A 26,336-nucleotide genomic window follows, 5' to 3' on the forward strand; every position below is an offset into this window, starting at 1 on the left:
AGAGTTACGGCGGAAATAGCGACAGGGAAACGCCCGGTCCCATCCCGAACCCGGAAGCTAAGCCTGTCAGCGCCGATGATACTGCCCACACGGGTGGAAAAGTAGGACACCGCCGAACACAATTTAAAGTCCTGTGCCCCCCAACAACAGTTGGGGGGCACAGGCATTTTCCACATGTTCTATGTTTTGCGCGAACAGATCGCGTAAATGCGACCGTGTCAAGAGGTCGGCGATCCCCGCCGTATCCTTTTGCCGTAGCACTGTTACGACCGGAGGGCGCGAGGTGGCCGAACACGGCAATGGCGGCGACGGGCCGCGGGGCGGCAGGGGCTCCGGGGATGCCGGGCGACGAGGCCGGCCCGGGCAATCCGGGAGCCGTCCTGGGCAGTCCGGTGGTGGTTCGTTCCGGGGAGCCGGTGATCAGCGCCGGACACCGCGGGGCGCGGGACCGGATCGTGATCGTCGTTCGCAGCCGCCGCGCGACCGCGATGGCAGTCCGCGGCCACCTCGGGACCGCGACGGCGTCTCGCGGCCGGCGCGGGAACGCGACGGTGCCGCCCGGCCCCCGCGGGACTACGACCGTTCCGCGCGGCCACGGCGGGACCAGGACAGTACGCCGCGACCTCCGCGAGCTGCCGGCGAGGAGACCACCCCGCGCTACGACGATCCGCCGCTGCCCGAGGGAATCGAGCCCAAGCAGCTGGCTCCGGAAGTGCGCCGGGAGCTGAGCACGCTCAACCGGGTCACCGCCGACGCGGTGGCCTGCCACCTGGTCGCTGCCGGGATGCTCCTCGACGACGACCCCGAGGCCGCACTGCGGCATGCCAAGGCGGCCCGGTCCCGGTCGACGCGGATCACCGCGGTCCGCGAAGCCGTCGGGATCGCCGCCTATCAGTGCGGGGATTGGTCGCAGGCGCTGGGCGAGCTGCGGGCGGCCCGGCGGATGGGCAGCAAGTCCGCGCTGCTGCCGCTGATCGCCGACTGCGAACGCGGCCTGGGTCGCCCCCAGCGGGCGATCGAGTTGGCCACCGGCCCGGATGCCGAACAGCTCGAGGGTGACGAGGCCGACGAGATGCGGATCGTCGCCGCCGGTGCTCGCGCCGACCTGGGCCAGTTGGAGCAGGCCCTGACGGTGCTGTCGTCGGCGCCGGCGGACCCCGACCGGACCGGCTCGACAGTGGCCCGGCTGCACTACGCGCACGCCGAGACGCTGGTGGCGCTCGGCCGCCAAGGCGAGGCGCTGGAGTGGTTCCTGCGCGCCGCGGCGGCCGACACCGAGGGCATCACCGATGTGGAGGACCGCATCGCGGAGCTCGGTGGCGGCGCCACGCTGGCCGAGGAATACGACTGCCTGCTGCTGGATCTCGACGGCACGGTGTTCCGCGGTGGCGAACCCACTGACGGCGCTGTCGAGACCCTGGCCGAGCTGCAGAGCCGAGCGCTGTTCATCACCAACAATTCGTCGCGCGGCGCCGACGAGGTCGCGGCACATCTGAACCAGCTGGGCTTCACCGCCACCGCAGAGGACGTCGTCACCAGCGGCCAGATCGCGGCAGGCCTGCTGGCCGCCCAACTTCCCGCCGGGGCGCGGGTCCTGGTGCTGGGCACCGACTCGCTGGCCGCCGAGATCGGCGCCGTCGGGTTGGAGGCGGTGCGCCTGGCCTCCGACGAACCGGCGGCGGTCATCCAGGGCCTCTCCACCGAGCTGGGCTGGGCCGACCTGGCCGAGGCGGCTCTGGCGATCCGGGCCGGGGCGCTGTGGATGACGACGAACGTCGACAACACGTTGCCGTCGGAGCGCGGTCTGCTGCCCGGGAACGGTTCCATGGTGGCCGCTCTTCGCGCCGCGACCGACGCCGAGCCGCAGGTGGCCGGTAAACCGGGCCCGGCGCTGCTGACTGCTGCACTGGCCCGCGGCGAGTTCTACGCCCCGCTGGTGGTGGGCGACCGGCTCGACACCGACATCGCCGCCGCCAACGCCGCCGGGCTGCCCAGCCTGATGGTGCTCACCGGGGTGAGCTCCGCACGTGACGCCGTCGGCGCTGCTGCCGAGCGTCGCCCGACCTACCTCGGCCATGACCTGCGGGCGCTCAACGTCGACGCCGGCCGGCTGGCGATCGGCCCGCAGCCGTATTGGGACCTACAGGTGGACGGCACCACCGTCACCGTCGCCGCTGCGCAACCCGAGGAAGACGACGGCGATGGCCTGTCGGTGGTCCGCGCGCTCGCGTCCGCGGTGGCCGACGCCGAGCTGGCCGGGCGCCCGTTCACGGTCGCGGCTGCCGATGGCACCGCGGATGCGGCGCTGCAACAGTGGTCGCTGCTCGGCACGTGGCCTTAAGCGGTATCGACTAGCGTGAGTGGCACCCATGAACAGTGAGATTGAGGACGTCCGAGCACGCATCGCGGCACTGCTGGCCGAGCTACCGGGGGACGCCGAGCTGGCCGACCTGCCGGCCCACAGCGATCTCAACGCCTTGGCGCAGCGGCTCGAAGAAGCCCACCAGGTGTTGGTGCGGGCGCTGGAGTCGGTAGAGAAGGGCTGAGTCAGGCATGTCGCGGCGTGCTCGCGTCGACGCCGAACTGGTCCGGCGCGGTTTGGCGCGGTCTCGTCAGCAGGCCGCCGAATTGATCGATGCCGGCAAGGTCACCATCGACGGCATCCCGGCGGTCAAGCCGGCCACCGCCGTGGCGCTGACCGCGGCGCTGGCCGTGCTGGACGACGGCGAACGCAGCTGGGTGTCTCGCGGGGCGCACAAGCTGATCGGTGCGCTGGACACCTTCGGCATCGCGGTGGCCGGCCGACAGTGTCTGGACGCCGGTGCCTCGACGGGCGGATTCACCGAAGTGCTGCTGGATCGGGGTGCGGCCCGGGTGGTCGCCGTGGACGTCGGCTACGGGCAGTTGGCCTGGTCGCTGCGCACCGACCCGCGGGTGGTGGTCATCGAACGCACCAACGTCCGCGGCCTGACGGTGGAGGCCGTCGGCGGGCCCGCGGAGCTGATCGTCGCTGACCTGTCGTTCATCTCGCTGGCCACGGTGTTGCCCGCGCTGACTGGCTGCGCGTCACCGGACGCCGATATCGTTCCGATGGTGAAGCCACAGTTCGAGGTCGGACGACAACAGGTGGGTTCCGGCGGTGTGGTGTCCGACCCGGTCCTGCGGGCAGACGCGGTCTTATCGGTGGCGCACCGCGCCGAAGAACTGGGGTGGGGCACCGTCGCCGTCACCGCCAGTCCGCTGCCGGGACCGTCCGGCAACGTCGAATACTTTCTGCACCTGCGTGCCGCCGCCGCGCCGCTGACCGGTGACGCGTTGCGCGCGGCCGTGCAGGATGCCGTCGCGAGGGGTCCGCAATGACCAGTGGAGATCGTCAACGCACCGTGCTGCTGGTGGTGCACAGTGGGCGTGAAGAGGCCACCGACACCGCTCGCCGCGTCGAGAAGGTGCTTGACGAACACGGCATCGCGCTGCGGGTGCTGACCGCCGAAGCCGTCGACAAGGGCGCGCTGCACGCGGGTTCTGACGACGGCCGCGAATTCGGTGTCGCGATCGACCTGGTGGACCCCGACAACGGGGCGGCCGAGGGCTGCGAACTGGTGCTCGTTCTCGGCGGTGACGGGACCTTCCTGCGCGCCGCCGAACTGGCTCGCAGCGCCGACATCCCGGTACTGGGCGTGAACCTGGGCCGGATCGGCTTTCTGGCCGAGGCCGAAGCCGACACCATCGACCAGGTCCTGGACAAGATCATCGCCCGCGACTACCGGGTGGAAGACCGGATGACGCTCGACGTCGTGGTGCGCGCCGACGGCGAGATCATCGACAGCGGGTGGGCGCTCAACGAGGCCAGCATGGAGAAGGGCCCGCGGCTGGGCGTGCTGGGCGTCGTCGTGGAGGTGGATGGCCGGCCGGTGTCGACGTTCGGCTGCGACGGGGTGCTGGTGTCGACCCCCACCGGATCCACCGCCTACGCGTTCTCCGCCGGTGGACCGGTGCTCTGGCCGGACCTGGACGCCATCCTGGTGGTGCCCAACAACGCGCACGCGCTGTTCGCCCGGCCCATGGTCACCAGCCCCGAATCGACCATTGCGATCGAAGTCGAAAGCGACGGCCACAACGCGCTGGTGTTCTGCGATGGTCGCCGCAAAATGCTGGTGCCGGCCGGCGGGCGCCTGGAAGTGCAGCGCGGCGTCACCCCGGTGAAGTGGGCGCGGCTGGGCCGCTCGCCGTTCACCGACCGCCTGGTGCGCAAATTCCGGTTGCCCGTCACCGGCTGGCGGGGACAGTAGGGGTGCGCTCCCGGTGCTGACTGAGATCCGTATCGAGTCCCTGGGCGCCATCAGCGCAGCCACCGCCGAATTCGACCGGGGACTGACCGTGCTGACCGGCGAGACCGGCACCGGCAAGACGATGGTGGTCACCGGGCTGCACCTGCTCGGCGGTGCTCGCGCCGACGCCAACCGGGTGCGTTCCGGCGCCGCCCGTGCCGTGGTGGAGGGCAGGTTCTGCACCGCCGACCTGGCGCAGGCCGCGGCCGCGCAGATCGACGAGCTGTTGGAGGCCGCCGGGGCGGAGCGCGACGAGGACGGCACGGTGATCGCGGCCCGCTCGGTCAGCCGCGACGGCCCTTCGCGGGCCTACCTGGGCGGTCGCGGGGTGCCCGCCAAATCGCTGACCGGATTCACCGGCAGCCTGTTGACGCTGCACGGCCAGAACGACCAGCTGCGGTTGATGCGCCCGGACGAACAGCGTGCGGCGCTGGACCGCTACGCCGCGGTCGGTCCCCGGCTGGAGCGCTACCGTGCCGCCCGCGAGGCCTGGCAATCCGCCCGGCGCGAGCTCGTCGAACGCCGCGACCGCGCCCGGGAACTGGCTCAGGAAGCCGACCGGCTCACGTTCGCGCTCCGCGAGATCGATGCCGTCGACCCCCGCGCCGGGGAAGACGACGCGCTGACCACCGAGATCCGGCGACTCTCCGAGCTCGACGCGCTGCGCGCCGCGGCCGCCGGCGCGCGGGCGGCCCTGGCCGGCGCCGACGAAGCAGTTGACGCAGCGGACGGGCCGAGCTCGGCAACCGATCGGCTGGGGCAGGCGAAGACGGCGTTGAGCACCACCGACGACACGGTGCTGCAGGCGCTGGGGGATCAGCTCGGTGAGGCGCTCACCGTGGTGGGCGACGTGGCCCGCGAGCTCGGCAGTTATCTCGAGGATCTGCCCACCGGCGCCGACGCGCTGGATGCCAAGCTGGCCCGGCAGGCCGAGCTGCGCAGCCTGACCCGCAAATACGCCGCCGACATCGACGGGGTGCTGGCCTGGGCGGCGCAATCCCGGGAGCGCCTGACCCAGCTCGACGTCTCCGAAGAAGCACTCGCCGAGTTGGCCCGCCGTGTCGACGCGCTGGGCGAGGAGGTGGCCAAGGCCGCCACCGACCTCAGTGCCGCGCGCACCAAGGCGGCCGGTGGACTGGCCAAGGCGGTCAGTGCGGAACTGTCCGGGTTGGCGATGGCCGATGCCGAATTCAGCATCGGGGTGAGCACCGGCCCGGCCGCCGCCGAGGACCCGTCCGCATTGCGGTTGCCGTCGGGACAGACCGTGCACGCGGGCGCCGACGGTATCGATGACGTGGGGTTCGGGCTGGCCCCGCACCGCGGCATGACGGTGCTGCCGCTGGCCAAGAGCGCCTCCGGCGGGGAGCTGTCGCGGGTGATGCTCGCGTTGGAGGTGGTGCTGGCCACCTCATCGCGGGACTCGGCCGGCACCACGATGGTGTTCGACGAGGTCGACGCCGGAGTGGGGGGACGGGCCGCGGTGCAGATCGGGCGGCGGCTGGCCCGCTTGGCCCGCACCCACCAGGTCATCGTGGTGACGCACCTGCCGCAGGTCGCGGCCTATGCCGACGTGCACCTGATGGTCGAGCCCACCGGGCGACAGGGCGCCAGCGGGGTCCGGCGGTTGGCGGACGACGACCGGGTCGGCGAGCTGGCGCGGATGCTGGCCGGGCTGGGGGAGACCGACACCGCCCGGGCTCACGCGCGAGAGCTGCTGGATGCCGCGCAGGAGGATCGGGGCGCCGGCTCCGAAAGCTAGGGCGACGACAGGTCAGCGCCGTGTGACTGATGTGACGTGATGAAACTTCTGGGGCTGGTGTTACGGCGCGCCTCCCCGGATTCACACGACTTCCCGGACAGAATCGCGCCCATGAAGATGTCTGCGCTGCTGTCTCGTAACACCGCTCGGCCCGGTCTCGTCGGTACGGCTCGGGTCGACCACGACATCGACCGACTGCTGCGCAGGGTGGGCCCCGGCGACATCGTGGTCCTCGACATCCTCGACCTGGACCGGATCACCGCCGACGCGCTGGTGGAAGCCCAGATCGCCGGCGTCGTCAACGCCTCGGCATCGATCTCCGGGCGCTACCCCAACCTGGGGCCGGAAGTATTGGTCGCCAACGGGGTCACGCTGATCGACGAAGCCGGACCCACGGTGTTCAAGAAGATCCGGGACGGCGCCAAGGTCCGCCTCTACAACGGCGCCGTGTACTCCGGCGACCGCCGGCTGGCCCGCGGCGTCGAGCGCAGCGACGTCGAGATCGCCGACATGATGATCGAGGCCAAGAGCGGGCTGGTGGCCCACCTGGAGTCCTTCGCCGGCAACACCATCGAGTTCATCCGCAGCGAGAGCCCGCTGCTGATCGACGGGATCGGGATCCCCGAGATCGACGTCGACCTGCGGCGCCGCCACGTGGTGCTGGTCGGTGACGAAGCCGGCGCCGTCGACGACCTCAAGTGCCTCAAACCGTTCATCAAGGAGTACCAGCCGGTGCTGATCGGCGTCGGTGCCGGAGCCGACGTGCTGCGCAAGGCCGGCTACCGCCCGCAGCTGATCGTCGGCGACCCCGACCAGATGAGCGCCGAGGTGCTGCGGTGCGGCTCGCAGGTGGTGCTGCCCGCCGACGCCGACGGCCACGCACCCGGTCTGGAGCGCATCCAGGACCTGGGTGTCGGTGCCATGACCTTCCCCGCCGCCGGTTCCGCGATGGACCTGGCGCTGCTGCTGGCCGATCACCACGGTGCGGCGCTGCTGGTGACCGCCGGGCACACCGCCAACATCGAGACGTTCTTCGACCGGACCCGCCAGCTGACCAACCCGTCGATGTTCATGACCCGGCTCAAGGTCGGCGAAAAGCTGGTGGACGCCCGGGCGGTCGCCACGCTCTACCGCAACCGGATCTCGGCCGGCGCGATCGCGCTGCTGGTGCTGACCATGCTGATGGCGATCATCGTCGCGCTGTGGATCTCGCGTACGGACGCCGTGGTGCTCGAGTGGCTCGGCAACTACTGGCACCACCTGTCGCAGTGGCTGCGGCACTGGGTGACCTAACAGGGATCGACTAAGAAGAATCGGGGTCGGCACCGCAATGATCACCCCTCGCTACCACGCGATGTCGCTGACGGCAGTGCTGCTGGCACTGGTGTTCGGCGTCGTGCTCGGCTCCGGGCTGTTGTCAGGCCCGTTGATGGCCGGGCTGCAGTCCGACAAGCAGGATCTGCGGGAGCAGATCGACGCGCTGCACGAACAGCACAACGCGCTGGGTGAGCGGCTTAGCAACGCCAACGATTTCGACGCCCAGATGGCCCCCCGGATCGTGCGCGACGCGCTGAACGGCAAATCCACGGTGATCTTCCGGACCCCCGATGCCGTCGACGGCGACGTCGAGGCGGTCTCGCGGATCATCGGGCAGGCCGGCGGAACCGTCACCGGAACGGTGACACTGACGGCCCAGTTCGTCGACGGCAACGCCGAGGAAAAGCTGCGTGCGGTGCTGGAGTCCGGCATCGTGCCGGCCGGCGCCCAACTGAGCACCAACCTCGTCGACCAGGACGCGCAGACCGGTGATCTGCTCGGGATCGCGCTGCTGATCAACCGCAACCCCACGATCGCGCCCGCCGACGACGCCGCGCGTGGCACCGTGCTGGCCGCGCTGCGCGACACCGGCTTCATCACCTACGCCCAAGAGCGTTTCCCCGCGGCCAACTCGGCCGTGGTGCTCACCGGCGGGGCGCTGCCCGAAGACGCCGGCACCAGTGGGCTGAGCGTGGCCCGGTTCGCCGCGGCACTGGCCCCGCACGGCTCGGCGACGGTCCTGGCCGGCCGGGACGGGTCGGCGTCGGGCACCGCGGCGGTGGCAATGGCCCGCACCGATTCCGCGGTGGCCGGCACGATCAGCACCGTCGACGACGTGGACATCGAGTCGGGCCGGATCACCACCGTCATGGCGGTCAGCAGCCTGATCGGCGGTGGACAGCCGGGCCAGTACGGCATCGGCCACGGCGCCGGGTCGGTCACGCTGGCGCAATAAGGCCGACGTATCACAGGCGGTGTCCGGGCGCGGGTGGGCGTGTCTGGAGCCGAGACGCCGTGTCGATGTTAGGGTGAGATTCCGTGGGTCGGCAGGCCCTCAGATCCTGCGCCGTCGTCACGGAGGTTGGTGTTGCCACCACTGCGAAAGCATCCGCAAACCGAGCCGAAGCATCTCTTCGTCACGGGCGGAGTTGCGTCCTCGCTAGGTAAAGGTTTGACCGCAAGTAGCCTGGGCCAGTTGCTGATCGCCCGGGGACTGCAGGTCACCATGCAGAAGCTGGACCCTTACCTCAACGTCGACCCCGGAACGATGAATCCGTTCCAGCACGGCGAGGTGTTCGTCACCGAGGACGGTGCCGAGACTGACCTCGACGTGGGCCACTACGAGCGATTCCTGGACCGCGATCTGTCCGGTTCGGCGAATGTGACTACCGGCCAGGTCTATTCGACCGTCATCGCCAAGGAGCGCCGCGGCGAATACCTCGGCGACACCGTGCAGGTGATCCCGCACATCACCGACGAGATCAAGCGCCGCATCCTGGCCATGTCGGAACCGGACGCCGACGGCGTGCGCCCCGACGTGGTGATCACCGAGATCGGCGGCACCGTCGGCGACATCGAGTCGCAGCCGTTCCTGGAAGCCGCCCGGCAGATCCGCCACGACGTCGGACGGGACAACGTGTTCTTCCTGCACGTGTCGCTGGTGCCCTACCTGGCCCCGTCCGGAGAACTCAAAACCAAGCCCACCCAGCACTCGGTGGCGGCGCTGCGCAGCATCGGCATCACCCCCGACGCGCTGATCCTGCGCTGCGACCGCAACGTCCCCGAGGCACTGAAGAACAAGATCGCGCTGATGTGCGACGTCGACATCGACGGGGTGATCTCCACCCCGGACGCGCCCTCGATCTACGACATCCCCAAGGTGCTGCACCGCGAAGAACTCGACGCCTACGTGGTGCGTCGGCTCAACCTGCCGTTCAAGGACGTTGACTGGACCGAGTGGGACGAGCTGCTGCGCCGCGTCCACGAACCCCACGAGACTGTGCGAATTGCTTTGGTGGGCAAGTACATCGACCTGTCGGATGCGTACCTGTCGGTGACCGAGGCGCTGCGGGCCGGCGGCTTCACCCACTACGCGAAGGTCGAGATCCACTGGGTGGCCTCCGATGCCTGCGAAACCCCCGCCGGCGCGGCCGCCGCGCTGGGGGAGATGCACGGCGTGCTGATCCCCGGCGGGTTCGGCATCCGCGGCATCGAGGGCAAGATCGGCGCCATCACCTACGCCCGCACCCACGCCCTGCCGGTGCTGGGACTGTGCCTGGGTCTGCAGTGCATCGTGATCGAGGCGGCCCGCCTGGCCGGAATCACCAACGCCAGTTCCGCGGAGTTCGACCCCGACACGCCCGATCCCGTCATCGCAACCATGGCCGACCAGCAGGAGGCAGTCGCCGGCACCGCCGACCTCGGCGGCACCATGCGGCTCGGCGCCTATCCCGCCGTGCTGGAAGCGGATTCGATTGTGGCCGAGGCATATCAGGCCACCGAGGTCTCCGAACGGCACCGGCACCGCTTCGAGGTCAACAACGCCTACCGCGACCGGATCGCCGAGAGCGGGCTGCGGTTCTCCGGCACCTCCCCGGACGGGAAGCTGGTGGAGTTCGTCGAGTACCCCCGCGAGGTGCACCCGTTCCTGGTGGGCACCCAGGCGCACCCCGAGCTCAAGAGCAGGCCCACCCGGGCGCATCCGCTGTTCGCCGCGTTCATCGGCGCGGCGATGGACTACAAGGCGGCCGAGCGGCTGCCGGTGGAGATCCCCGAGCACGCCCATGAACCTCACGGTGCTGAGCACGAAGACGCTCAGAACGGTGCCGAGGGGCATGGCGGCAGCGCCCAGCCGTTGACCGACCCACTGCAAGAAGCGCTGCCGGAACACGTCACCCGTGGCTGACCACGTCTTCGAGACCACGTCGTCGCAGCTGCTGCACAGCGGCAAAATCTTTGCGCTGCGCCGCGACGAGGTCTTGATGCCGGGCGGCGCGACGGCCACCCGGGACGTGGTGGAGCACTTCGGGGCGGTGGCGGTGGTCGCCCTGGATGCCGACGGCAGGATCCCGCTGATCTACCAGTACCGCCACGCGCTGGGCCGCCGGCTGTGGGAACTGCCCGCCGGCCTGCTCGACGTCGGTGGCGAGCCGTCGCACCTGACCGCGGGCCGCGAACTGGTCGAGGAGGCCGGTCTGACGGCGAGTACCTGGCAGGTGCTGGTCGACCTGGTCTCCACCCCGGGCTTTTCCGACGAGTCGGTGCGGGTGTATATGGCCACCGGCCTGACCGAGGTGGACCGCCCGGAGGCCCACGACGAAGAGGCCGATCTGCAACTCGAGTGGTATCCGATCGCCGAGGCGGCCCGGATGGTGTTTTCCGGTGAGATCGTCAATGCCATTGCGGTGGCGGGGATCCTGGCCGCCTTTGTCCACAGTCAGGGCTTCGCCGAGCTGCGTGACACCGGCGCCGAGTGGGTCGACCGACCGACCGCGTTCGCCGCCAGGCAGAACCGGCCATGACCGCGGCGACCCAGCCGGTGTGCCCGCTCAACGGGCAGTTGCAGGGGTATCTGGACCACCTGACCATCGAGCGCGGGGTCGCCGCCAACACCTTGAGTTCCTATCGGCGCGACCTGCGCCGCTACCGCGAGCACCTGCTGGCCCGCGGGATCGAAGACCTGGCCGGCGTCGCCGAAGGCGATGTCACCGAGTTTCTGGTGACGTTGCGTCGCGGCGACCCGGACAACGGGGTGCCCGCCCTGTCCGCGGTCTCGGCGGGGCGCGCGCTGATCGCGGTGCGCGGCCTGCACCGGTTCGCCGCCGCCGAGGGACTGGTGGCGGCCGACGTGGCGCGTTCGGTCAAGCCGCCGACCCCGGGACGGCGGCTGCCCAAGAGCCTGACTATCGACGAGGTGGCGGCGCTGCTGGCCGGCGCCGGCGGTGACAGTGCCTCGGACGGGCCGTTGACGCTGCGCAACCGCGCCCTGCTGGAAATGTTGTACTCCACCGGATCTCGTATCTCGGAGGCTGTCGGCCTGGATCTCGACGACATCGACGTCGCAGACCGATCGGTGCTGTTGCACGGCAAAGGCGGCAAGCAGCGATTGGTGCCGGTGGGCCGGCCGGCGGTGGCGGCGCTGGATGCCTACCTGGTGCGGGGCCGCCCCGATCTGGCGGGCCGGGGCCGTGGTACCGCGGCGGTGTTCCTCAACGCCCGGGGCGGGCGGCTGTCGCGCCAAAGCGCCTGGCAGGTGCTGCAGGACGCCGCCGAGCGGGCCGGGATCACCGCCAAGGTGTCACCACACACCCTGCGACACTCGTTCGCGACCCATCTGCTCGACGGCGGCGCCGACGTGCGGGTGGTGCAAGAGCTGCTCGGCCACGCCTCGGTGACCACCACCCAGATCTACACGTTGGTCACCGTCAACGCCCTGCGCGAGGTGTGGGCCGGCGCCCACCCCCGCGCCCGCTAGTTCTTTTGGCTTCTTTTGGCGCGAGAGTTTCCTGGCGCGAGAGTGCGGGTCTGTACGCCGACACGCCGCAAAAACTGTCAGTCTGCGCACGCTCGCGCAGGGAACTAACCGCCCAGATAGGTCGACTCCAGCACCAGGTCGTGGAGCAGGCTCTGATATTCCACGTGGGTGCGGTGTTCGCTGGTGTCCCAGAGCACGCCCTGCTGAGCCCGCATGTACTCGCGGTAACGCGGCGCCCCCGGCACCTTGACGTTGTCGGCCACCACGACCGCCCCCGGATGCAGCCACCCCCGGTCCAGGATCGCCTGCAAGTCGGGTAGGTAGGCGGTCTTGTCGTGGTCGATGAACAAGAAGTCCAGCCCACCGGCGGCAAAACCGTGCTTAGCGGTCAACGTGTCCAGCGTGCGCCCGCCGTCACCGATGGTTCCCACCACACAGGTCACCCGGTCGGCCACCCCGGCGTGCGCCCAGATCCGCCGGGCGTTGGCGGCGTTGGCCTCGGCCAGCTCGATCGAGTAGATCCGCGCCGCCGGTGCGGCGCGGGCAATCCGCAGCGCGCTGTAACCGCAGTAGGTGCCCAGCTCCAGCGCCAACGCCGGATTGACCCGCTGCACCGCGGCGTCCAACAGCAGGCCCTTCTCGTCGCCGATATTGATCAGCAAAGACTTCTCGTAGGCGAACTCATCGATGCGGGCGAGCACGTCGTCGATATCGCCGACGCGGGCGTTGGCCAGCACGAAGTCGACCGCTGCGGCCTCGCGGCCGTCGCCGATCTGCCCTGTTGTGACGACGTTGCGCCCACCGGTTGCCATCCGCAGGAACGACCACCGCAGGAAGGGGAAACGTCGTTTGAGGCTCATGGATGCGATCCTATGGCCGCCGGCGCCGCAATCACTGGTCATGTGGCTAATGCAGACGGCCGTCACCTATTAGACTTCTGCGGATGTCCGCCACCACAGCGCCGGTCCGGCCATGAGCGACGACGACACCTCGGGCGTCGGTTTGACCGGGCGTCCGCCGCGGAATATCCCCGAGCCGCAGCCCCGTTCGACACATGGGCCGGCCAAGGTCATTGCGATGTGCAATCAGAAGGGCGGCGTCGGCAAGACGACCTCCACCATCAACCTCGGTGCCGCGCTGGCCGAGTACGGCCGCCGGGTGCTGCTGGTGGACCTGGACCCGCAGGGTGCGCTGTCGGCGGGGCTCGGCGTGCCGCACTACGACCTGGCGCACACCGTGCACAACCTGCTGGTCGAACCTCGGGTCGGCATCGACGACGTGGTCGTGCACACCGGGGTGGAGAACCTGGACCTGGTGCCCTCCAACATCGACCTGTCCGCAGCCGAGATTCAGCTGGTCAACGAGGTGGGTCGGGAGCATTCCCTGGCGCGGGCGCTGACCCCGGTGCTGGACCGCTACGACTACCTGCTGATCGACTGCCAGCCGTCGCTGGGGTTGCTCACCGTCAACGGTCTGGCCTGCGCCGACGGCGTGGTGATCCCGACTGAGTGCGAGTACTTCTCGCTGCGCGGGCTGGCATTGTTGACCGACACCGTCGACAAGGTCCGCGACCGGCTCAACCCGAAGCTGGAGATCAGCGGCATCCTGCTGACTCGCTACGACCCGCGCACCGTCAACTCCCGCGAGGTCATGGCGCGGGTGGTGGAGCGCTTCGGCGACCTGGTGTTCGACACGGTCATCACCCGTACCGTCCGCTTCCCCGAGACCACCGTGGCCGGCGAGCCCATCACCACCTGGGCTCCGAAATCCGGGGGTGCACAGGCCTACCGTGCGCTGGCCCGCGAAGTCATCGACCGATTCGGCGCGTGAACTCCGACACTGAGACGGCCGACGCCCCACATGACGCGCAGGGCTTCCAGGTCCGGCTGACCAACTTCGAGGGTCCGTTCGACCTGCTGCTGCAGCTGATCTTCGCGCATCGCCTCGACGTCACCGAGGTGGCTCTGCACCAGGTCACCGACGACTTCATCGCCTACACCCGCGACGTCGGCGCGCAGCTGGAGCTCGAGGAGACCACGGCCTTTCTGGTGATCGCCGCGACGCTGCTCGACCTCAAGGCGGCCCGGCTGCTGCCGGCCGGCCAGGTCGACGACGAAGAAGACCTGGCGTTGCTCGAGGTCCGCGACCTGCTGTTCGCGCGGCTGCTCCAATATCGGGCGTTCAAACACGTCGCGCAGATGTTCGCCGAGCTCGAAGCCGCCGCGTTGCGCAGCTATCCGCGCGCGGTGTCGCTGGAAGACGGGTATGCCAACCTGCTCCCCGAAGTGATGCTGGGCGTCGACGTCGAGTCCTTCGCCCAGATCGCGGCGGCCGCGTTCACCCCGCGTCCGGCGCCGGTGGTGGGCCTCGGGCACCTGCATCAGGTGATGGTGTCGGTTCCCGAGCAAGCCGGTGTGGTGTTGCGGCTCTTGGAGGCTCGCGGCACGGGGCAGTGGGCGTCGTTCTCCGAACTGGTCGCCGACTGTAAGGCGCCGATCGAGATCGTCGGCCGCTTCCTAGCGCTGCTCGAACTGTATCGGGCCCGGGCGGTAGCATTTGAGCAGTCAGAACCACTTGGTGTGCTCCAGGTGTCGTGGACGGGGGAACGTCCCACCAATGAAGACCTGGTGAAAGCAGAATCGGCCGAGTAGTGCGAGACGAATTGATGACTGACCACGTGCCCGACTCCGAAGTGCCGGAGGACTTCGAGGCTCCCGAGGCCGCCGACGCTGTGGAAGACCACGAGGCCGCCGAGGAAACGGCCGGGACGTCGGGCTCCAATCTGGGGATCGACGTCGCCCTGGCACCCGAGCTCGAGGACTCCGAGCTGGGATCGGTGCTCGAGGCCCTGCTGCTGGTGGTGGACACCCCGGTGACCGTGGAGGCCCTGGCGGCCGCCACCGACCAGCCGGTCTACCGGATCACGGCCAAACTGCGGACGATGGCCGAAGAGTTCACCGAACGCGACAGCGGCATCGACCTGCGTGAGGCCGGCGGCGGCTGGCGCCTGTACAGCCGCGCCCGGTTCGCGCCGTACGTGGAGCGGTTACTGCTCGACGGCGCCCGGTCCAAGCTGACCCGCGCCGCGCTGGAGACCCTTGCCGTAGTCGCCTACCGCCAGCCCGTGACGCGGGCCCGCGTCAGCGCGGTGCGCGGCGTCAACGTCGACGCGGTGATCCGAACCTTGGTGGCGCGCGGCTTGATCACCGAGGCGGGCACGGACCCCGACACCGGGGCCGTGACGTTCGCCACCACCGAGCTGTTCCTGGAACGGCTGGGCCTGTCGTCACTGACCGACCTGCCCGACATCGCGCCGCTGCTGCCTGATGTCGACGTGATCGATGAAATGAGCGAAACCCTGGACAGCGAACCGCGTTTCATGAAACTCGGCGGTGCGCCGGCGGCCGATCAGCCGCTGACCTTCGATGTGGACCACCTCTGATGGCGTGGCCGGACGAAGAACAAGACGGAGTGCGCCTGCAGAAGGTGCTGTCGCAGGCCGGGGTCGCCTCGCGCCGGGTGGCCGAGCGGATGATTCGCGACGGCCGGGTCGAAGTGGACGGTCAGGTGGTGACCGAACTGGGCACCCGAGTGGACCCTGCCGCATCGGTCATCCGGGTCGACGGGGCGCGGGTGACCGTCGATGACACCCGGGTCTACCTGGCGCTGAACAAGCCGCGCGGGGTGCATTCGACGATGTCGGACGACCGCGGGCGGCCGTGCATCGGCGACTATGTCGAACATCGAGTTCGCGGTGACGCCAAGCTGTTTCACGTTGGGCGCCTCGACGCCGACACCGAGGGCCTGATGCTGTTGACCAACGACGGCGAACTCGCGCACCGGCTGATGCACCCGTCGTATCAGGTGCCCAAGACCTACGTGGCCACCGTGCTGGGCACCGTCCCGCGCGGGCTGGGCAAAAAGCTGCGCGAGGGCGTCGAACTCGACGACGGGCCGGCGAACGTCGACGATTTCGCGGTGGTGGACGCCGTGCCCGGCAAGTCCCTGGTGCGGGTGACGCTGCACGAAGGCCGCAAGCGGATCGTGCGGCGGATGCTGGCGGCGGTCGGATTTCCGGTCCAGGAGTTGGTGCGCACCGACATCGGCACGGTTGCGCTGGGGGAGCAGCGTCCCGGCAGCATCAGGGCGTTGACCCGCAAGGAAATCGGGGAACTGTATAAGGCAGTCGGTCTGTGAGCCCGGTCAGTGCGGCCGTCGTCGCCATCGACGGGCCGGCCGGTACCGGAAAGTCCACGGTCGCGCGGGGATTGGCAAAGGCGCTGGGGTCACGCTATTTGGACACCGGTGCGATGTACCGCGTCGTCACGCTGGCGGTGCTGCGGTCCGGTGTCGCCCTCGATGACCTCGACGGCATCGCCGCGGTCGCGCAGGGTGTCGAGGTCTCGGTGGACTCCCAACCCGACGGCGATCGCGCTTTTCTTGGCGCCGAAGACGTTTCGCGAGAGATCCGCGGCGACGAGGTGACCCGCGCGGTGTCGGCCGTGGCGGCGGTTCCCGCCGTGCGCAGCCGGCTGGTCGCCGTGCAGCAGCAGTTGGCCGCGCAAGGCGGCGGCGTGGTGGTGGAAGGCCGTGACGTGGGCACCGTGGTGCTGCCCGACGCCGACGTGAAGATCTTCCTGACCGCCTCGGCCGAGACCCGCGCCCGGCGGCGCAATGACCAGAACATCGCGGCCGGACTGCGCGACGACTACGCCGGCGTGCTGGCTGACGTGCTTCGCCGCGACGAGATGGATTCCACGAGGGCGGTGTCGCCGCTGCGGCCCGCCGACGACGCGGTGATCGTGGACACCGGAGACATGACCCAGGACCAGGTGGTCGACCACCTGCGGGACCTGGTTGAGCAGCATTGCGGGGCGATCCGATGAGTGACGGAACCTGGGTCGACGAAAGCGACTGGCAGATCGGCGAAGACGGCGGCTTCGACGATCTTGTCGAAGACTCCGGCCCGCCGCCGGTGGTGGCTGTGGTGGGCCGGCCCAACGTCGGCAAGTCGACGCTGGTCAACCGGATCCTGGGCCGGCGCGAAGCCGTGGTGCAGGACCTGCCCGGGGTGACCCGAGACCGGGTGTCCTACGACGCGCTGTGGACCGGCCGCCGATTCGTCGTGCAGGACACCGGCGGTTGGGAACCCGACGCCAAGGGTCTGCAGCAGCTGGTGGCCGAGCAGGCCGCGGTGGCCATGCGTACCGCCGATGCGGTGATTCTGGTGGTGGACGCGGTGGTGGGCGCGACCGCGGGCGACGAGGCCGCCGCGCGGATTCTGCGCCGGTCCGGCAAGCCGGTGTTCTTGGCCGCCAACAAGGTTGACAGTGAGCGAGCCGAATCCGACGCGGCGGCACTGTGGTCGCTGGGACTGGGCGAGCCGTTCACGATCAGTGCACTGCATGGACGCGGAGTGGCCGACCTGCTGGACGAGGTGATCGCCAAGCTGCCCGAGGTGGCCGAAACCGCCGGCGGGGGAGGCGGCCCGCGCCGGGTGGCTTTGGTCGGCAAACCCAACGTGGGCAAGAGCTCGCTGCTGAACCGGTTGGCCGGCGACGAGCGTTCGGTGGTGCACGATGTGGCCGGCACCACCGTCGACCCGGTCGACTCGCTGATCGAGATGGACGGCAAGATCTGGCGTTTCGTCGACACCGCCGGGCTGCGCCGTAAGGTCGGGCAGGCCAGCGGACACGAGTTCTACGCCTCGGTGCGCACCCACGGCGCTATCGACGCCGCCGAAGTGGTGATCGTGCTGGTCGATTCGTCGCAGCCGCTGACCGAGCAGGATCAGCGGGTGATCTCGATGGTGGTCGAGGCGGGCCGGGCGGTGGTGCTGGCCTACAACAAGTGGGACCTGGTCGACGAAGACCGGCGTTACCTGCTGGACAAAGAGATCGACCGGGACATGGCCCGGCTGGCGTGGGCGCCGCGGGTGAACATCTCCGCGAAAACCGGTCGCGCGGTACAGAAGTTGGTGCCTGCGCTGGAGACCTCGCTGGCTTCCTGGGACACCAGGATCTCCACGGGGCAGCTCAACACCTGGCTCAAAGAGGTGGTCGCCGCGACCCCGCCGCCGGCACGCGGCGGCCGCGCGCCGCGCATCCTGTTCGCCACCCAGGCGACGTCGCGTCCGCCGACGTTCGTGTTGTTCACATCGGGATTCCTCGAGGCCGGCTACCGCCGGTTCCTGGAGCGGCGACTGCGCGAGACGTTCGGATTCGAGGGCAGCCCGATCCGGATCAATGTGCGAGTGCGAGAGAAGCGCGGCCCCAAGCGTTCTCGCTGACCCCTCCAGTTAGCCGGCCTTGGTCAGCTGGAAGTCCCATTGCCCCACCACCCCGCCGGCCGGCCCGCGGCCGCACGGCTCCAGGGTTGCGGTGGTCCATTGCCCGGCCAGCGTCACCGCGTCGAAGCTGACCGTCTTCGACACCGGCAGCGGGGTGTGATCCACCGGGCAGTCCATGCTGCCCCGCCCGCTGTACTCCCAGCGGCCACCGTTGAGATGAAATTCGGCGTTCTGCAGCCAGCGTTCGGCGTCGACGGTGGTGCACGTCGCGCCGCACGGGGTGAACGTCCACGTCGCGGCCCGCTGCGACGGCCCGTGCTGGGCGGTGAAGGCGTACGGGCCTGACGGCACCTCCGGGGCGGCCTGGGCCGCCGGCGGCGCTCCGAGGAGGAACAGCAGCCCGCAGGCAGCACCGACCGCCCGCTTTCCCGTAATGCCGATCATCGCGTCACCTCTCAGCTCGGCTGCCCTAGCCCTGCGCACGATCAGCGTAGGGTGCTGCAAATGCCGGTATCGCAGATGGTGTTGATCATCCTGGCCGGGGTGGGCGCCGGGGTGATCAACTCCCTGGTCGGCTCGGGCACGTTGATCACCTTTCCGACCTTGGTGACGCTGGGTTTTGCGCCGCTGACCGCGACGATCTCCAATGCGATCGGCCTGGTGGCCGGCGGCATCTCCAGCACTTGGGCGTACCGTCGCGAACTGCGCGGCCAGTGGGATCGACTGCGATGGCAGATACCGGGATCGCTGCTGGGCGCGGTGCTCGGGGCGTACCTGCTGCTGCACCTGCCCGAGAGCGTGTTCAACCGGGTCGTCCCGGCGCTGTTGGTCGGTGCCCTGGCGCTGGTGGTGATCGGCCCGAAGATTCAGGCGTTGGCGCAGCGCCGCGCGGCGGCCGAGGGCCGCTCGACCGATCAGCTCAGCGATGGTCGGCTGGCGGCGTTAGCAATCGGCACTTTCGCTGTCGGCGTGTATGGCGGCTATTTCGCTGCGGCCCAAGGAATTCTGCTGATCGGCGTGATGGGGGTGCTGCTGCCCGAGTCGATGCAGCGGATGAACGCCGCGAAGAACCTGCTGGTGCTGATCGTCAATGTGGTCGCCGCGGCGGCCTACATCGCGACGGCTTTCGACCGGATCAGTTGGCCGGCAGCCGGATTGATCGCCGTTGGTTCGCTGATCGGGGGCTACCTGGGCGGTCACTACGGGCGCCGGTTGTCTCCGAACGCGCTGCGCGCGGTGATCCTGGTGGTCGGACTGATCGGGCTGTACCGGCTGTTGACGGTCTAGCCGGCTCAGGCGGGGTTCTGCCTACGCCACCGTTCCCAGCGGCTGCGCGGCGCCCGGGCCGAGGCCATCACCTCGTCCATCGACGCGGCGTGCGGGTGCTCCGGTTGCGCGGCCGCCTTCGGGGTCACCACCGCGGGCTCGGTGCCTTCCCACCAGACCGGTTGCAGCAGTGCGGAAACCACCGGAATGGCATGCTCGACACTCTTGCGTCCCCAATGACAGGCCCGGTCGATGGTTGCCGCGGACGGCGCCAGGTTGACCGGTGACAGCGTCGGGGAGAACCGGACCAGATGGTCGGCATAAGGCGCGTTGCGCACCATCTGCAACTGGATCGCCTGGGTGATCGGCACCAGCCACAGGTGCTTGGGGTCCCACTGCGGATGGAAGCAGTCGAAGGCGAGGTAGCAGGCGTTGCGGGTGCCCAACCGGCCCGCGCGGACTCGTTTCCAAGCCAGCTCCAACGGCACATTGCTGGCCGCGCCACCGTCCACCAGGGCGCCGACGTCGTTGTCGGCCAGCAGCGCGTCGAACATCGGCTCCATCGCCGGATCCTTGGGCTCGTGGTGCAACACCCCGGGGATCGCCGAGGAGAACGACGCCGCATCAACGACGTTGACGTCGCGGTCCGGGTTGTCGCCGCCGATCACGATCGGGGTCACCACCCGCGGGTCGATGAAGGCGGCCGTCTGCCACATCCGCGTCGCCACCTGCGGGCCCAGGCCGATCGACAGATAGGGGAAGGACCGCAACTGCAGGCCGGCCAGGCTCTGGTTGCGATAACGTGCCGGCAGGGCCGCAAACGGTTGGCGGCGCACCCCGGCCACCACCGCATCGAACGGAATCTCCAGATCCGACATCTTCATCGGCGCGCCGTCCTCGCGGCGGAACATCGCGTCGGCGAACAGGTCGAAGTTCAAGGCGAACACACCGGTCAGGCCGTGGCGGCGGCGCAGCCGCTCGGGCCCCAGGATGGCGCGGAACGACACCGTCTTGGCCCACTGGACGTACTCGTCGATAGGCACCGGCAAGGTGCGGCTGACCACCGAGCTCAGGATGGAACCGAAGGAGGACCCGATCAGGTAGTCGGGCACCGCCCCGGACTCCAGCAGGGCCTCCATCCCGCCGATGTAGACGAAGCCGGCGCCGCCACCCCCGCCGAGGACGGCTACCAGCTTCTTGTGGCCCACCTCCGCGTCGAGCTCGGCCAGGGAGAAGTCATTGCCGTGGCGTTCGGCCAGCAGGCGGCGCTGTTCGTCCTGCTCGGGGGCCAGCGTGCCCAGGGTGTCACGGGCGGCGACCAACGCCATCACCGGGTCGCGCTCTACGCGCAGTGGGCCGCGCAGCGCATCGGCCACCTTGGCTCGCCACCCGGCCAGCTCCGCGCCGACGGCGACGTCGCCGCGGCCGCGGGCGCCGCCCGGGCCGGCGGCGCCGGGCTCGAAGTCGTCGAGCCGGGCGAAGTTGAGCAGATACCGCAGCCGGCGCAGCTGCTCGGCGCTCAGCACGTCGGGCCGGCGCAGCGTGTGCCGGATGAGGCGGTTTTCCATCTTCTGCAGCAGCAGAACGGTGTCGCCGGTGTCGGCGACGTCGACCACTTCGTCGGTGACGGCGGGGTCGCCGCTGGTCTCGGGGATGTCTGTGGGGTCCGTGGGGTCGGGCATGGCCGACCACTGCTGCGAGGGGGGAAGCTGCATAAGTGGTGATTCCTGAGGGGTAGTCGCGCTGCCGAGGGGGCAGTCCCGCGTGGCCGAGCCTACGCGGTCAAGGTGTCCTCACGCGGATTCGGGACACCCGCGGCCGTGCGGTAGGCTTTCGACCTGCTGCCGGAGATGTTGCGGCGGTGGCGGGCTGTGGCGCAGTTTGGTAGCGCACTTGACTGGGGGTCAAGTGGTCGCAGGTTCAAATCCTGTCAGCCCGACAGTGTGAAATGTGCTTTGAACTGCGATGATTGTTCAGTGGAGCGGAGCGCAGCCGGATGTCTTGGGACCAATCTGGGACCACCGCGGCATCGGCTCGGCATGTCTGTCCGCACGAGACGTGGTGCGACGTACGTTGTCAGACTTCGATGGTGTGAACAACCAGTCAGGGCGCGATGCTTAAGGGCGGGCCCGTGTCCGAACGGCAACCCCAAATGGTGACTCATGTCCAATAATGACTTCCCGAGCAAAGAAGGCAGCACGCTTGGGCAGTTCTGGTTGCCCGGGGCTGAAAGCCGCAAGGTCACAGGGACGATCGAGGTCGATGGCCCCAGGGTGCGCCTTGAGGTGAGTCCGGGTTTGACTCCCTTCCACACGTTTGAGCCCCTCTCAAGCGGTAGATGGGCGGTCAAATCAACAGAGGATCCGCCCGACATGGTCGTGCTCGGTGAGATCCCCGTGCGCCCGCGCCTCGTGACACTGTGGGACGCCTACACATCACACCGTCACGCGGTTGGGTTGCCGAGCCCGTTCGATACGGACTCAATGCCTACCGTCCACGAGATGAAAGCGACCTGGTGTCTGGTTGGTGGCCACCTCGCCGATCCCGAAAGCAGACTCTTCGGTGTGCGCCCAGACGTCACCAACCTGGCTGAGTGGGCGTGGCAGCCTACCGTCACGCAGACTATCTATCTCAATAATCGGTTGAGGCAGGACTGGCACTTGGATCTCGCCGATAAATCTCTCGACACAGAACTCGTGGACGGCGCCGGGTACATCACGCTTGGGCCTGCGGCGTCGCTCAGTCCGCCCGGAATTCGAGGCTTTGCGGTCAAGACCAGCAGCCAGCTCGAAATCGAGCTCGTGAACGGTTGGACCATGCCGGAGGTCGTGACTCGTGCCCTCCAACCGCTCGCCGACCTCATGACCATTCTTTCGGGCGCATCGTGCGTCGTTCGGTCCCTCGACGTGTGGGCTGGCGAATGGTGTTCGGTGCACGGCTATCAGATTGATCCTGACGGACCCGCAACTGTAGGCGAACTGTTATTCGTCCAGCCACAGGTCGGACTTGATTTTCTCGCGCGGTGGCTTGACGTGCACTATCGCACCACACCCGTACCTCAAATTTTGGCTGCTGTGATGCGGAACGAATTCCCTACTGTTGAAGCACAAGCACTGTCCCTGGCGACAGCCGTCGAAGCGCTGCACCGAACCTTGTTCCCGCACGCACGTCGATTTAGCGTGGAATCGATCGATGAGTCACTGGAATCCCTTGCAGTATCGGGCATTCCGGGTCCAGTTGCAGAAACATTCGCGTCGGCATTGCGGCAGTACTGGCACGAATATAGTTATCCCCAACGTGTCAGAGCGCTGGCCGAACCGGTCTCCGCAGCGGTTCCTGAATGCGTCGGTCGACTCGGGCGATGGAAGAATGCGGTTGTTGAACAGCGCATCGCGTTAGCGCATGGCATGGAGTCGGGACGACTTGAAACCGATCAAATTCTTAGGATGAGCACCCTGAACAGATCATTGCAGTGGATGCTCGCGCTGCGATTACTTCTGGAGGCCGGTGTGCCTGCCGCGACCCTCGCGGAGGCCACCGCGCAATCGGAGCGCTTTGGCGAGGACAAAGCTCAGTGGACACGGCACTGGCCAAGGGTTTTCATCAATCAAACAGCTAAATGACCCGCAGGTTCCGCCCGCCTTTGGACGAAAGATGCCGTGTCAGCAGCTCACCCGCATCGGCGACGGACTGTCGGTCGGGGTGCAGGTAGCGCTGGGTAGTCGTGATGCTGCCGTGGCCAGCGATCTTGCGGAGACTGTGCAGGGGGACACCCGCGTCGGCCATCCAGGTCAGCCCGGTGTGCCGCAGGCCGTGGCGCTTGAGGTGTTCGTAGCCGAGTTTGGTCACGACTTCATCCCATGAGGTCGCATCCCGAAGGGTGGCGGTGGTGATTCGCCCGCCTCGGGGACCAGTGAACAATCGGGCGTCCGGGTCCCCGCCGACAAGGTCGATCCGACGCTGGACGAGTTTGCGAATCGACATAATCAACGGCACCTGGCGTGCTCGCCGCCCCTTGGTGTTCTTATCGACCAGGCCGCCGCCCGACACAGTCGTGGTGCCATCCTTGAGCGCGCCGGGGGACGGCGTTGTCTGTCGACACACAGTCCAGATCCAGTTCTCGGTGTCGATGTCACCGACCAGGCACCCGGAGACTTCGCCGATTCGCGCCGCGGTGCAGGCCTCGAAGATCACAACGTCGCCCCAACCCTGATATTGGTCCGCCGAGTTCGCCACCAACGCATCTGCGAGAGCCATGAGCGCGGGCCAGTCCGGCAGCGCCAGAGACCGCGGGTCGTCGAGTTCATCCTCCGCGAGTTTGTATTCGCGCTGCCAGCCGCTGATCCGTGCGGGTTTCCTGTCGATGATCCCGTCGCGGAGCGCCTGCTCCATCACCCGCACCAGCACTGACAGACTGTTTTTCACGGTTGGCCGGCTGCAGTCATCTGCGATCCACGCGTGGACGGCCCGGTCAACGGCGCCATTGGTGATCATCGTTACCGGTAGGTGGCCCAGCGATGGCACGATCCGCTTGCGCCAGCCCGCAAGGTAGGGGTCGGTGGTCTTGTTTTGCAGCCCGCGCAACGCCAGGGTCATGTTGGCTGCGCCGTACTCAGAGAGCGTGGTCGTCGCGGTGTTCGGATCGATGCCGCGCCCGGCGGACTGGCGCATCTGGGAGATCCAGGCTTCGGGACTGCCCCCGGTTTGGTTGATTCCTGACCTGTGAGGATTCGTCCTTGCTGGAAGGATCAATCTCGTGCCGAAGCCGTTTCCTGCCGAGTTCCGTGCTGACGTGATCGCTGTGGCCCGCAAGGGCGAGGCCCCGTTGCGCCAGATCGCGAAGGACTTCGGGATCTCCGAGGCCTGCCTGCATCGCTGGCTCAAGATCGCCGACCGTGACGAGGGTGTCGACCGGCCCGGGTCTGCTGCCGCCGATGGTGATCTGTCGGCGCAGCTGCGCGAGGCGCATAAGCGGATCAAGCTCCTGGAGCAGGAAGCCGAGGTGATGCGCCGCGCGGTGGGCTACCTTTCCCGGGACGCCAACCCAAAATGATGTACCCGCTGGTCCTTGACCTTGCCGCCGATGGGGTCCCCTTCACGGTGACCTGCCGGGTTCTTGGGTTCTCCACCCAAGCGTTCTACAAATGGCGCAAAGCACCACTAACCCAGCGTGATTGGGACGATGCACACCTGATCAACGCCGCCCGCGACATCCATGCCGATGATCCCGCTTTCGGATACCGGTTCATCGCCGACGAACTGCCCAGACGCGGGATCATCGCCGGGGAGAATCGCGTGGCACGACTGTGCTCCCAAGAACGCATCTGGTCGATCTTCGCCAAGAAACGAGGACTCCACCGTCGCTCCGGACCTCCGGTCCACGACGACCTCGTGAACCGCCAGTTCAGTACCCAGGCCGCCAACCAGGTGTGGCTGACCGACATCACCGAACACCGCACCGATGAAGGCAAGCTCTACCTCTGCGCCATCAAAGACGTCTACTCCAACCGGATCGTCGGCTACTCGATCGACTCGCGGATGAAATCCTCGCTGGCGGTAGCCGCCTTGGATCATGCTGTGGCCCTGCGCTCACCGGTCGCGACGATCGTCCATTCCGACAGGGGCAGCCAATTTCGGTCGCGAAAATTCGTCCAGGCACTGTCGCACCACGGATTACACGGATCGATGGGCCGCGTCGGCGCCTGCGGGGACAACGCCGCCATGGAGTCATTCTTCGCTCTCCTACAACGCAACGTGCTCGACCGGCAACGCTGAACCACCCGAGCCGAACTACGCCTGGCGATCGTGACCTGGATCGAGCGCACCTACCACCGCCGCCGCCGGCAACGCGCCCTCGGCAAGCTCACCCCGATAGAGTTCGAACTGCTCCACACCCCAGTCGCAACCGCGGCCTGAAATTCACACCCACCGAGTCAACTGAACTCGGGGCAGTCCCATTTGGCGAACCGCGCGACTGTGAGCTCCGTGTCCGGCAACAAGGTATCTATATAAAGGTTGCCAGAGGAAGGAGCACAGAATTGGGGCCCGCGCACGGTCAGCCAAGGGCTGGTGGAATCGATGCGCAGCTGCGTCTCGCGCGTGCGGAGGTCGCGTTCTGGGTCTGGGTCTGGGAACAGGGCGATCTGCGCCAACGCCAAACTGCTAGATATCACCCGCATCTCGAGTAGCGTCAACGTCGCCGGAGTCGAGGGCGTATACACCAACCAGTTGCCTTCTTCTGATTCCTCGACGCTGAGCGTGGATCCATCGTCTTCGACCACGCTTGATTCGTTGCCAGCCAGATGCCTCAACCGGTGCGGGTGATCAAGACGGAACCGAACGACACTGTAGGGCTGATCGAGGGTCACGTTAGCGCCGAGGACTGCGAAGGGCGCGACGTACTGTGGCGCGCCCGATACGGCGATGTCCCTCGCACCGAAAATGCTGACCGGCTCGCCGGTATCAAGCTGCCCACAGACATTGAATGGGCGGGACCTCGCGACCGACCCTGCTGCGGCCACCCTCATGATGCCAGCTAGATCGCCAGATTTGGGTGCTGGCAGGGGCGCTGGGGCGTCACGGGCGACAAGTCCCGTGGGCAGCCCACTCTCCAGCATCACTTCCACCTTTTCCCGAGCTCCGCAGTGAACTGACCGCGGATCTGCGGCTCCGGGAACTCCTCAAGCCAGAAGTGGCCGCCAATCGGTACCCCGTTCATCAGCGACAAGCCTAGTCTGCCAAAACCCGTTTAAAAACAACGAGATTGGCGACATCACATTGCACTCGTGCGAGCCACGCAGGTGCGCCGGGTTCCTCACTCAGTACCGCGGTGACATTACGGGATTCGTCAGCCGCTACGTTGACACCGATCTTGGCCGCGAACACGAGCTGTCGGGCGGTTGC

Annotated in this window: 23 protein-coding genes, 1 tRNA gene, 1 rRNA gene and 1 pseudogene; 21 read left to right on the forward strand and 5 right to left on the reverse strand. The window is 68.2% G+C overall.

The window, feature by feature from the left end; translation table 11 throughout:
* The first annotated feature begins 5 nt into the window (after window positions 1-5).
* The 11 genes from rrf (at window position 6) to xerD (ending at window position 11,878) form a co-directional block, all read left to right on the forward strand.
* Window positions 6-118 (forward strand): 5S ribosomal RNA (gene rrf / locus ABW16_RS19310).
* 165 nt (window positions 119-283) lie between these two features.
* Window positions 284-2,341 (forward strand): HAD-IIA family hydrolase, encoded by a 2,058-nt coding sequence (locus tag ABW16_RS26940; protein WP_233424815.1) that lies wholly within the window; start codon window positions 284-286, stop codon window positions 2,339-2,341.
* Between the two features lie 28 nt (window positions 2,342-2,369).
* On the forward strand, window positions 2,370-2,546 hold the full coding sequence (locus tag ABW16_RS26810; RefSeq protein ID WP_167344300.1) for a hypothetical protein: 177 nt from the start codon (window positions 2,370-2,372) through the stop codon (window positions 2,544-2,546).
* A gap of 7 nt (window positions 2,547-2,553) precedes the next feature.
* A complete protein-coding gene (locus ABW16_RS19320; protein WP_047320816.1) occupies window positions 2,554-3,360 on the forward strand; it encodes a TlyA family RNA methyltransferase in 807 nt (268 codons plus the stop codon).
* On the forward strand, window positions 3,357-4,289 hold the full coding sequence (locus ABW16_RS19325) for an NAD kinase (protein ID WP_047320817.1): 933 nt from the start codon (window positions 3,357-3,359) through the stop codon (window positions 4,287-4,289). Before ABW16_RS19320 ends, ABW16_RS19325 begins: the two co-directional genes overlap by 4 nt.
* Before the next feature lie 13 nt (window positions 4,290-4,302).
* A complete protein-coding gene (gene recN, locus ABW16_RS19330; protein ID WP_047320818.1) occupies window positions 4,303-6,087 on the forward strand; it encodes a DNA repair protein RecN in 1,785 nt (594 codons plus the stop codon).
* A 111-nt stretch (window positions 6,088-6,198) separates the two neighbouring features.
* Window positions 6,199-7,380, forward strand: a complete 1,182-nt coding sequence (steA, locus tag ABW16_RS19335; RefSeq protein ID WP_047320873.1) for a putative cytokinetic ring protein SteA — start codon at window positions 6,199-6,201, stop codon at window positions 7,378-7,380.
* A gap of 37 nt (window positions 7,381-7,417) precedes the next feature.
* A complete protein-coding gene (locus tag ABW16_RS19340) occupies window positions 7,418-8,359 on the forward strand; it encodes a copper transporter (protein WP_047320819.1) in 942 nt (313 codons plus the stop codon).
* A gap of 141 nt (window positions 8,360-8,500) precedes the next feature.
* Window positions 8,501-10,309 (forward strand): CTP synthase, encoded by a 1,809-nt coding sequence (locus tag ABW16_RS19345; protein WP_047320874.1) that lies wholly within the window; start codon window positions 8,501-8,503, stop codon window positions 10,307-10,309.
* Window positions 10,302-10,925: an NUDIX domain-containing protein gene (locus ABW16_RS19350; protein ID WP_047320820.1), complete on the forward strand. Its 624-nt coding sequence runs from the start codon at window positions 10,302-10,304 to the stop codon at window positions 10,923-10,925. Before ABW16_RS19345 ends, ABW16_RS19350 begins: the two co-directional genes overlap by 8 nt.
* Window positions 10,922-11,878, forward strand: a complete 957-nt coding sequence (gene xerD, locus ABW16_RS19355; protein ID WP_047320821.1) for a site-specific tyrosine recombinase XerD — start codon at window positions 10,922-10,924, stop codon at window positions 11,876-11,878. The genes ABW16_RS19350 and xerD overlap by 4 nt, the downstream gene beginning before the upstream one ends.
* 104 nt (window positions 11,879-11,982) lie before the next feature.
* Here the strand turns inward: xerD and ABW16_RS19360 are convergent, their stop codons facing one another.
* On the reverse strand, window positions 11,983-12,738 hold the full coding sequence (locus ABW16_RS19360; protein ID WP_047320822.1) for an O-methyltransferase: 756 nt from the start codon (window positions 12,736-12,738) through the stop codon (window positions 11,983-11,985).
* Window positions 12,739-12,850: 112 nt separating this feature from the next.
* Between ABW16_RS19360 and ABW16_RS19365 the strand changes: the two genes are divergently transcribed.
* From ABW16_RS19365 to der, 6 genes are read left to right on the forward strand one after another with little or no spacing between them, the layout of a single operon-like run.
* A complete protein-coding gene (locus ABW16_RS19365; protein ID WP_047320823.1) occupies window positions 12,851-13,708 on the forward strand; it encodes a ParA family protein in 858 nt (285 codons plus the stop codon).
* The gene (locus tag ABW16_RS19370) at window positions 13,705-14,529 is read left to right on the forward strand and encodes a segregation/condensation protein A (protein ID WP_047320824.1); all 825 of its coding nucleotides are present in this window, start codon (window positions 13,705-13,707) and stop codon (window positions 14,527-14,529) included. The genes ABW16_RS19365 and ABW16_RS19370 overlap by 4 nt, the downstream gene beginning before the upstream one ends.
* Window positions 14,530-14,543: 14 nt before the next feature.
* The gene (gene scpB, locus ABW16_RS19375; protein ID WP_082134223.1) at window positions 14,544-15,320 is read left to right on the forward strand and encodes an SMC-Scp complex subunit ScpB; all 777 of its coding nucleotides are present in this window, start codon (window positions 14,544-14,546) and stop codon (window positions 15,318-15,320) included.
* On the forward strand, window positions 15,320-16,075 hold the full coding sequence (locus ABW16_RS19380) for a pseudouridine synthase (protein WP_047320825.1): 756 nt from the start codon (window positions 15,320-15,322) through the stop codon (window positions 16,073-16,075). Before scpB ends, ABW16_RS19380 begins: the two co-directional genes overlap by 1 nt.
* A complete protein-coding gene (gene cmk / locus ABW16_RS19385) occupies window positions 16,072-16,764 on the forward strand; it encodes a (d)CMP kinase (RefSeq protein ID WP_047320826.1) in 693 nt (230 codons plus the stop codon). Before ABW16_RS19380 ends, cmk begins: the two co-directional genes overlap by 4 nt.
* A complete protein-coding gene (gene der, locus ABW16_RS19390) occupies window positions 16,761-18,167 on the forward strand; it encodes a ribosome biogenesis GTPase Der (RefSeq protein ID WP_047320876.1) in 1,407 nt (468 codons plus the stop codon). The genes cmk and der overlap by 4 nt, the downstream gene beginning before the upstream one ends.
* 9 nt (window positions 18,168-18,176) lie before the next feature.
* On the opposite strand, the gene ABW16_RS23980 is transcribed toward der, so the two are convergent.
* Window positions 18,177-18,611, reverse strand: coding sequence for a hypothetical protein (locus ABW16_RS23980; protein ID WP_052957009.1), 435 nt, complete (start codon window positions 18,609-18,611; stop codon window positions 18,177-18,179).
* Window positions 18,612-18,671: 60 nt separating this feature from the next.
* Here ABW16_RS23980 and ABW16_RS19400 point away from each other — a divergent pair, with 60 nt between their 5' ends.
* A complete protein-coding gene (locus ABW16_RS19400) occupies window positions 18,672-19,454 on the forward strand; it encodes a sulfite exporter TauE/SafE family protein (RefSeq protein WP_047320827.1) in 783 nt (260 codons plus the stop codon).
* Between the two features lie 5 nt (window positions 19,455-19,459).
* On the opposite strand, the gene ABW16_RS19405 is transcribed toward ABW16_RS19400, so the two are convergent.
* Window positions 19,460-21,148 carry a patatin-like phospholipase family protein gene (locus tag ABW16_RS19405; protein ID WP_082134217.1) on the reverse strand — a complete coding sequence of 563 codons (1,689 nt, stop codon included), beginning with the start codon at window positions 21,146-21,148 and terminating at the stop codon, window positions 19,460-19,462.
* A gap of 150 nt (window positions 21,149-21,298) precedes the next feature.
* Between ABW16_RS19405 and ABW16_RS19410 the strand changes: the two genes are divergently transcribed.
* Together ABW16_RS19410 and ABW16_RS24925 are read left to right on the forward strand one after the other, a co-directional pair.
* A tRNA-Pro gene (locus tag ABW16_RS19410) sits at window positions 21,299-21,372 on the forward strand.
* A 223-nt stretch (window positions 21,373-21,595) separates the two neighbouring features.
* Window positions 21,596-23,056: an ApeA N-terminal domain 1-containing protein gene (locus tag ABW16_RS24925; RefSeq protein ID WP_233424816.1), complete on the forward strand. Its 1,461-nt coding sequence runs from the start codon at window positions 21,596-21,598 to the stop codon at window positions 23,054-23,056.
* Here the strand turns inward: ABW16_RS24925 and ABW16_RS19415 are convergent.
* Window positions 23,049-24,245 (reverse strand): site-specific integrase, encoded by a 1,197-nt coding sequence (locus ABW16_RS19415; protein ID WP_233424817.1) that lies wholly within the window; start codon window positions 24,243-24,245, stop codon window positions 23,049-23,051. The two genes, ABW16_RS24925 and ABW16_RS19415, sit on opposite strands and share 8 nt — an antisense overlap.
* On the opposite strand from ABW16_RS19415, the pseudogene ABW16_RS19425 reads away from it, so the two are divergent.
* Window positions 24,190-25,349: pseudogene (locus ABW16_RS19425) on the forward strand (IS3 family transposase). The gene ABW16_RS19415 and the pseudogene ABW16_RS19425 sit on opposite strands and share 56 nt — an antisense overlap.
* A 17-nt stretch (window positions 25,350-25,366) precedes the next feature.
* Here the strand turns inward: ABW16_RS19425 and ABW16_RS19430 are convergent.
* A complete protein-coding gene (locus ABW16_RS19430) occupies window positions 25,367-25,960 on the reverse strand; it encodes a hypothetical protein (protein WP_047320830.1) in 594 nt (197 codons plus the stop codon).
* Between the last annotated feature and the right edge of the window lie 376 nt (window positions 25,961-26,336).

The organism is Mycolicibacter heraklionensis (assembly GCF_001021505.1).
GTDB classification, from domain to species: Bacteria; Actinomycetota; Actinomycetes; order Mycobacteriales; family Mycobacteriaceae; genus Mycobacterium; species Mycobacterium heraklionense.

Bases quoted from the DNA above. Each gene is read 5' to 3' on its own strand.
- ABW16_RS19360 (WP_047320822.1), bottom strand. From the start codon at position 12,738: ATGAGCCTCAAACGACGTTTCCCCTTCCTGCGGTGGTCGTTCCTGCGG.
- ABW16_RS19430 (WP_047320830.1), bottom strand. From the start codon at position 25,960: ATGAGGGTGGCCGCAGCAGGGTCGGTCGCGAGGTCCCGCCCATTCAAT.
- ABW16_RS19400 (WP_047320827.1), top strand. From the start codon at position 18,672: ATGCCGGTATCGCAGATGGTGTTGATCATCCTGGCCGGGGTGGGCGCC.
- scpB (WP_082134223.1), top strand. From the start codon at position 14,544: ATGACTGACCACGTGCCCGACTCCGAAGTGCCGGAGGACTTCGAGGCT.
- ABW16_RS23980 (WP_052957009.1), bottom strand. From the start codon at position 18,611: ATGATCGGCATTACGGGAAAGCGGGCGGTCGGTGCTGCCTGCGGGCTG.
- ABW16_RS19325 (WP_047320817.1), top strand. From the start codon at position 3,357: ATGACCAGTGGAGATCGTCAACGCACCGTGCTGCTGGTGGTGCACAGT.
- steA (WP_047320873.1), top strand. From the start codon at position 6,199: ATGAAGATGTCTGCGCTGCTGTCTCGTAACACCGCTCGGCCCGGTCTC.
- ABW16_RS19365 (WP_047320823.1), top strand. From the start codon at position 12,851: ATGAGCGACGACGACACCTCGGGCGTCGGTTTGACCGGGCGTCCGCCG.
- xerD (WP_047320821.1), top strand. From the start codon at position 10,922: ATGACCGCGGCGACCCAGCCGGTGTGCCCGCTCAACGGGCAGTTGCAG.
- ABW16_RS19340 (WP_047320819.1), top strand. From the start codon at position 7,418: ATGATCACCCCTCGCTACCACGCGATGTCGCTGACGGCAGTGCTGCTG.
- ABW16_RS26810 (WP_167344300.1), top strand. From the start codon at position 2,370: ATGAACAGTGAGATTGAGGACGTCCGAGCACGCATCGCGGCACTGCTG.
- ABW16_RS19405 (WP_082134217.1), bottom strand. From the start codon at position 21,148: ATGCAGCTTCCCCCCTCGCAGCAGTGGTCGGCCATGCCCGACCCCACG.
- der (WP_047320876.1), top strand. From the start codon at position 16,761: ATGAGTGACGGAACCTGGGTCGACGAAAGCGACTGGCAGATCGGCGAA.
- ABW16_RS19380 (WP_047320825.1), top strand. From the start codon at position 15,320: ATGGCGTGGCCGGACGAAGAACAAGACGGAGTGCGCCTGCAGAAGGTG.
- ABW16_RS19320 (WP_047320816.1), top strand. From the start codon at position 2,554: ATGTCGCGGCGTGCTCGCGTCGACGCCGAACTGGTCCGGCGCGGTTTG.
- ABW16_RS24925 (WP_233424816.1), top strand. From the start codon at position 21,596: ATGTCCAATAATGACTTCCCGAGCAAAGAAGGCAGCACGCTTGGGCAG.